Origin of the sequence: Streptomyces sp. S3(2020), from assembly GCF_013044505.1 — a bacterium.
Taxonomy (GTDB): domain Bacteria; phylum Actinomycetota; class Actinomycetes; order Streptomycetales; family Streptomycetaceae; genus Streptomyces.
Map to the genome: position 1 here is coordinate 35536 of NZ_JABERD010000077.1, position 6237 is coordinate 41772.

Sequence of the window (6237 nt, forward strand, 5' to 3'; positions counted from 1 at the left end):
GGCTCGGCGGGTACGGGGCGGTCACGCGCCGGGGGCGGGTGCGGGAGCTGTGTCTATCTCCACCACGGCCTCGGTGACCAACCGCTGGGCCAGCAGGCGCAGTTCCTGCCCGGTCGGGCATTCGAGCACCGCCCAGGCCAGGCGGTCGCCGGAGTTCTGCGCGGGGCGCACCTGCGCGCCGGGGGCGAGGCGGGCGTCGTGCTTGGCGACCTGGGGACTGCCTGCCCACGCGGCGAGGCCGAGGGTGGTGAGCCGGCCCGCTTCCGGCGCCGACAGGAAGAGGCTGCCGGCGGCGCGCACCGGCTCCGGCGGCGTGGCCGGAACCTCGCCGAGTGCGAGGCGCAGACAGGCGGCGAAGACGTCGAAGTCGTGGGCGCGGGCGACGAGTTCCATGATGTGGTCGCCCGGGGTACGGACGGCCACCTCCATGATCACCAGATCGTGGTCCGCGCGCGCCCGGAACTCCAGGTGGACGATGCCGGTGACGAGGTTCAGCGCCGCTACGACGCCTGCGCACAGCTGGTCAGCGGCCTTTCGGAGGAGGGGACGGTCCACGCCGTAGCCGGCCTCGTGGAACAGCTCGACGAAGTACGGCGGGCCGCTGGTCTCCTTGCGGGTCAGGTTGGTGAACAGGAGCCGGCCCTGGTGCACCAGCGCCTCCACGCTGTACTCCTGGCCCTCCACGTACTCCTCGACCAGCAGCGGGCCCTCGCTCTCCCGCCTGGCCACCACGTCGTCCCACTCCGCGACGCTCGAGATCCGCTCCACGCCCTGACTGCCCTGCAACGACACGGGTTTCACCACGACGGGCAGCCGGGCGAGCGCCCACTCGCGCTGGTCGGACAGCCTTAGTGTGTGCCGGTGCCCGGGCTGTGGCAGGCCCGCGCGGTGGAACTCGGCGCGCTGAAAGGCCTTGTTGCGGGAGACGGTCGCGGCGTCGAGGCCGGGGCCCGGCAGTCCGAGGCGGTGCTGCACCATGGCCGCGGCCATGACGTGGGCCTCCGCGAAGGCCCACACGGCGTCCGGAGTGAGCCGGCCGGCCAGGGTCATGGCCGGGGAGAGCCAGCTCTCGTCCCGGGTCGCGGTCTCCTCCGCCACCGGTTCGAAGTCCACGATGCACGGGAAACGCCCGGTCAGGGCGGCGCGCCGGGCGCGTGTCTCGACGATGCCCACGCGCAGGCCCGCTTCCTGGGCCGCGTGCAGGTAACCCTCGGCCATGACGCCCGCGCCGATCAGGAGGACGGTCTGCTGCTGTCGTGTGTCTGTCATGGTGCTCCGTACGTTGTCAGGAGGTCTTCCAGGTCGGCCAGCCAGTGTTCGGCCCAGCGGGCGGGCCGGACATCCGTGTCGATCTGGAGGAGCAGCCGCATGCCCGAGTCGTCGACATCGGCGCTGAGGTAGTGGGCGGACTGCCAGAGCATGACGCTGTCCACCCAGGCGCTCTCGGCGTCGGCCGCGGCCCGGCGCAGCTCTTCGGCGTCGGTCTCCCGGAGGGGCAGCGAGGTCGCCCGCGGGCGGTAGTTGAGGGTCGGGGCGCCGTCCAGCCGTATACCCCGCTCCTTCTCCACCGTGGCGCGCAGTTCCGCCAGGGCGGCGGGCGGGCAGGGGCCGGCCCCGTAGGCGCGCAGGGAGGCGGACGCGGTGCGGCGCACCAGTTCCGCGAAGGACGCGTCCCGCGTGTCCACACAGCACAGCACCGGCTGGGAGCAGGGCACGACGGCGTCCACGGTCTCCGGGCGCAGCCTGTTCGCGGAGATCAGCTGGACGACGCCGTAGCGCTCGCCGGATCGTGCCGCGTCGACGGCCAGTACGGCCGCGGTGAGGACGGAGGCGGGGCTCTCCCCGGTGCGGGCCGCCACGGCGCCCACGGCGAGGTCGAGTGCGGCCGACCTCCGGCGCAGGAAGCGGAACCGCTCGCCGGTGGCCGAAGGGCCGGCACCGGTGGGGGCCGCGGGCATGCGCCGCAGTGTCTGCTCGGCGTGCCGCAGCGCTCGTCGAGGGGTGCGGCTCGCCTCGGCCTCGGCCAGCTCTCGTGGTTGCAGTGCCTCGACGGCACAGCCGGGTGCGGTCCGTGCGACGGGGTCGGCCCGCGCGCACCGGGCGACCAGGAACGCGCCGACCGGCAGCAGCGCGAAGGCGTCCACGGCGACATGGCTGAAGGCCAGGGCGAGGAAGCGGGGCCCTTCCCCGGTGCCGATCAGGGCGGCCCGCAGCGGCCATTCCTCGACGACGTCGAAGGGGCGGCGGGCGAGGTCCGCGAGCACGGCCTCGGCCGCCGCCCGGACGTCGTGGTCCGTGGCGGGCGCCGTGACCTCGTGCACCGCCACGTCCAACGAGCCCTGGCGGTGCACGTACTGGCCGGGAGGGACGGTCCGTGTCACCCGGCTGCGCAGGCTCTCGTAGCGCTCGACGAGCTCGCGCAGCGCGGTCGTGGCCTCCTTCTCATCCGTGCCGGCGATGAGGGGATAGAGCCGGGTGATGGCCAGGCTGCGGCCGTGCGGGCGGGCCGCGTCCAGTTCCGCCAGGTAGTACTGCTGACTCCAGGTCAGTGGGGCCGGGCCGGTGCCGCCCGCCGTGAAGGGCACGGACACCGTGTGGCGGGGGGCCGCTCCGGCCGGGCTCGCCGGCCCGTGCTCGGGCACCATGCCGACTAGGCCCCCTCGGCGCCGGCGCCGGCGGGCGACCAGACGAAGGTGAGCTCCCCGCCCGCCGCGTGCGCCCGTCCGAGGGCCTCGTCCCGGTCGGCCCCCTCGGCGATGATCCAGGCCGCGCGGTCCCGGTTGGAGCCGTTGGCCTCGTAGGTCATGCCCGCCTGCACTCCGGGGCGCAGGTGCACCTCGTGGACGCCCTTGACGGCCTTCGCCTCCGGCATGCCGTCGATGGCGTCGAGACGGCCACTGCGCCGCAGCATCAGGAAGTGGATCGCGGCCGTACGGTCGCAGCGCAGGGTCAGATCGGGGGTGCCGCCGAGGAGCGCGATCATGTGCAGGCGGCACATGTCGACGCCGCTGGCGATCCGGACGGCCTCGGGGATGCGGTCGCCCGCGATCCGGCCGTTGACCTCGATGACCCGGGCGTCGGTGCCGTCCGCGGTGAGCTTCAGTTCCACGTGCGAGGGACCCCAGGTGACACCGATCGCCCGCACCGCCTGCTCGGCCTTGTCGACCAGGAGCCGTTCGCGTTCGGGCGACAGGGCTGCGGGGAAGACGTGCCCCATCTCCAGGAACAGCGGCGGCTCGCTGCCGATCTTCTCGGTGAGGCCGAGGACCTTGCCGTGCACGATCTCGGCCGAGTACTCGGCGCCCGGCACGCACTCCTCCACGACCACCTTCGGGGTCACCGTGTGCCCGAGGTACTCGCCGAGTTCCATGACCTGGCCGGTGATCGCGGCGACGTCCTCGGCCGAGTCGCAGCGGCGTACGAAGAGACTGCCCGTCAGATCCAGCGGCTTGACGACCACGGGGTAGCCGATGGCCTCGGCGGCGGCCACCGCCTGCGCGGGGGAATCGGCGACCTGGAAGAGCGGGTTGAGACCCGGGGTGCCCGCCATGGCCTCGCGCATCGCCGCCTTGGAGCGGCAGATCGCCACCGCCTCGGGGTCCGGGCCGGCCAGGCCCAGTCGGGCGGCGACCGCCGCGCCCGTGTCGCAGTAGTACTCGTACACGGACGTCACGCCGATCACCTCGCCCTGCGTGGCGAGTTCGCGGCAGAAGTCCACGACGGCGTCGACGGAGTCCACGTCACAGGCGCGGATCTCCACGCCGAGTTCGGCGTAGTCGTGCAGCAGGGAGGGGTGCAGCGCTGCCGGGTCGGCGGCGACGATGATCGGTGTGACGCCTTGTTCCAGCAGGTAGCGGGCACAGTCCTGGCCCGCGCCGGTCCACGGCGAGTCGATGAAGACCACGAAACGGGAAGGCATGATTGCTCCATTCACTTGCTCAGGGGGGCGGTGTGCGCCGAGGGGAAGTCCTCGGGCGCGGGCAGGTCGCGCATGCTCCGCAGCCGGGAGCAGACCAGCCACAGTCCGCCGGCGCTCATCCCCGCCCCGGCGACGAACAGGGCGGTCCGCACTCCGGCCCACTCGCCCAGGGCGCCGCCCGCCAGGGAGCCGAGCGGCAGGATTCCCCAGACGAGGAAGCGCACGCTGGCGTTCATGCGGCCCAGCAGGTCGGGCGGGCACAGCGCCTGCCGGATGCTGGCCTGGCCGACGTTGTAGACGATGATGCCGAAGGCCGTGGCGAACCAGGGTCCGGCGAACAGCAGCGCGGCCCAGCCGTCGCCGGCGAGCGGGATCAGCAGGGTGGTGGGCACTGTCGCGAGATAGCCCAGCCGCATCGCGCGGACCTGGCCGAGCCTGAGGGCGAGCCGGCCGGAGAGGGCGGCGCCGAGCACTCCGCCGACCCCGCCGATGGTCATGAGGACGCCGACGAGGGTGCCCGAGAAGCCGATCTCGTCCACCAGCAGCAGCGTCACCAGCGGCACGGTCATGGCGTAGAAGAAGTTGTACGTGGCGGCTGAACCCGTGATGGCGCGGAACACCGGGTGGCCCAGCACGAAGCGCAGCCCCTCGCGGATCTCGGCGCCCATGCGCCGGTCGGGGCGTCCTTGCGGGACCGGTTCGGCGGTGCGGACGCGGGAGAGGAGGAACACCGACAGCAGGTGGGCGACCGACTGGGCGCACATCGTGGCGGTGGCGCCCGCGAGTTCCACCAGGGAGCCGCCGAGGGTGGGGCCGACCGTCCGGGAGACCGAATTGGTGCTCTCCAGGCGGGCGTTGCCCTCGACGAGCCGGTCGCGGCCCACCAGGACAGGGATGTAGGACTGGTAGGCGATCTCGAAGAACACGGTGGCGAACCCGATCAGCAGCATCCCGGCCAGCAGGACCGGGAAGGAGATCCGGTCCAGGAAGAAGCCCACACCGATCAGGACCATCAGGGCGGCCCGCAGCAGGTCGCAGACGATGAGGACGGGGCGCCGCCGGGCCCGGTCGACCAGGACTCCGGCGGGCAGCCCGACGAGCAGGAAGGCGAAGGTCTGCGCCGCCCCGAGCACTCCCATCTGCATCGGGGTCGCGGCGAGCGTGGTCGCGGCGAGCAGCGGGATGGCGGTCCTGCTGGTGTTCGTCCCGATCATGCTGATCGTCTGGGCGCCCCAGAACAGCCGGAACTCGGCGTTCTTCAGCAGTGACATGTGGACTCCCCCTGGTCTAACGGCCGGTCGTGAGGCTGGTGGTCCATACCCCGGGGCCCGCGACGAAGGAGTTGTGGCTGCGGTTGACCCGTAGCCGGCCGTCGTGTCCGTCGATGTTCCGGAGCAGTGCGAAGACATTGCCGGCGAGGGTGATGTTGCCCGCGTTGTGCCGCGTGCCGTCGGGTCCGACGACCACCGCGTTGGCGCCGATGGAGAACTCGCCCGTGATGGGGTTGGAGGTGTGCGCCCCATTGGCCTGCACCACGTGCAGCACGGTGCGGCCGGGCCGGAACTCGGTGCCGAGGTCGGTGGTGTGACGCAGCAGCAGATAGCCGGGCTGGACGGTGACCATCTCGCCGCCGGGGCCGCGCTGCCCGGAGCCGGTGCCGGTCGTGCCGGCCTCGGCCGCGGTGCGGCGGGCGCTGAGGAAGCCGCGCAGCGCGCCGTCCTCGATCAGCACGGTGCGGCCGCAGGCCGTTCCTTCGCCGTCCCAGGGGACAGGGAGCGGGCTGTCGGGTGCGGTCGGGTCGTCCACGAGGGTGACGCCGGGTGAGGCGACCGCTTCGCCGGTGCGGTCCGCGAGCGGGGAGCGTCCTTCGAGGACGGAGTCCAGCAGGAAGGCGGGGACGATCAGCGAGAGCAGCTTGACCAGCACCCGGCCGTCGACCAGGAGGTCGTCGTAGGCGAGTCGCGGGACGGGCCTGGCGGCCAGCAGGCGTGCCAGGCCGACGAGTTCGGGCAGCTCCGTGCGCTCGGTCCGGTCGAGGAGATCCGGTACGGAGCGGCCGTAGGCCTGGTGGCCGATGTAGCCGATGCCGTCGCCGCGAGCGGTGATCCGGGTGTGCAGTTGGACGACGCCCGTGTCGTAGCCGATGGGCCGGGCTCCGGCGCGGTGCAGCCGTATGCGGGAGCGGTCGGCGCGGGCGCGCAGTTCGACCTCGATGCCGTCCTCGCCGGCGCTCAGTTCCCGCAGGCGTGCGGTGGCCTCGGCGTCCAGGTGCGGTGGCGGGGTGTCCGGCGTCCGGTGCGGCGCATCCGGGGCGGGCG

General features: G+C 73.0%; 5 protein-coding genes. All 5 read right to left on the reverse strand.

All coding sequences use genetic code 11. The features are described from left to right. Nucleotides 1-21: 21 nt before the first annotated feature. Complete coding sequence (locus HLK59_RS24295; protein ID WP_171143606.1) at nt 22-1269, reverse strand: ATP-grasp domain-containing protein; 1248 nt, start codon at nt 1267-1269, stop codon at nt 22-24. Then, nucleotides 1266-2645, reverse strand: coding sequence for a condensation domain-containing protein (locus HLK59_RS24300; RefSeq protein WP_171143607.1), 1380 nt, complete (start codon nt 2643-2645; stop codon nt 1266-1268). The genes HLK59_RS24295 and HLK59_RS24300 overlap by 4 nt, the downstream gene beginning before the upstream one ends. Before the next feature lie 5 nt (nt 2646-2650). Beyond that, nucleotides 2651-3919, reverse strand: coding sequence for an ATP-grasp domain-containing protein (locus tag HLK59_RS24305; protein WP_171143608.1), 1269 nt, complete (start codon nt 3917-3919; stop codon nt 2651-2653). Between the two features lie 11 nt (nt 3920-3930). Beyond that, the gene (locus HLK59_RS24310; protein WP_171143609.1) at nt 3931-5190 is read right to left on the reverse strand and encodes an MFS transporter; all 1260 of its coding nucleotides are present in this window, start codon (nt 5188-5190) and stop codon (nt 3931-3933) included. Between the two features lie 16 nt (nt 5191-5206). Then, nucleotides 5207-6237 (reverse strand): metallopeptidase TldD-related protein (locus HLK59_RS24315; protein WP_240982616.1); only part of this gene is annotated, 1031 nt, incomplete at its 5' end.

Bases quoted from the DNA above. Each gene is read 5' to 3' on its own strand.
- HLK59_RS24295 (WP_171143606.1), bottom strand. From the start codon at position 1,269: ATGACAGACACACGACAGCAGCAGACCGTCCTCCTGATCGGCGCGGGC.
- HLK59_RS24300 (WP_171143607.1), bottom strand. From the start codon at position 2,645: ATGGTGCCCGAGCACGGGCCGGCGAGCCCGGCCGGAGCGGCCCCCCGC.
- HLK59_RS24305 (WP_171143608.1), bottom strand. From the start codon at position 3,919: ATGCCTTCCCGTTTCGTGGTCTTCATCGACTCGCCGTGGACCGGCGCG.
- HLK59_RS24310 (WP_171143609.1), bottom strand. From the start codon at position 5,190: ATGTCACTGCTGAAGAACGCCGAGTTCCGGCTGTTCTGGGGCGCCCAG.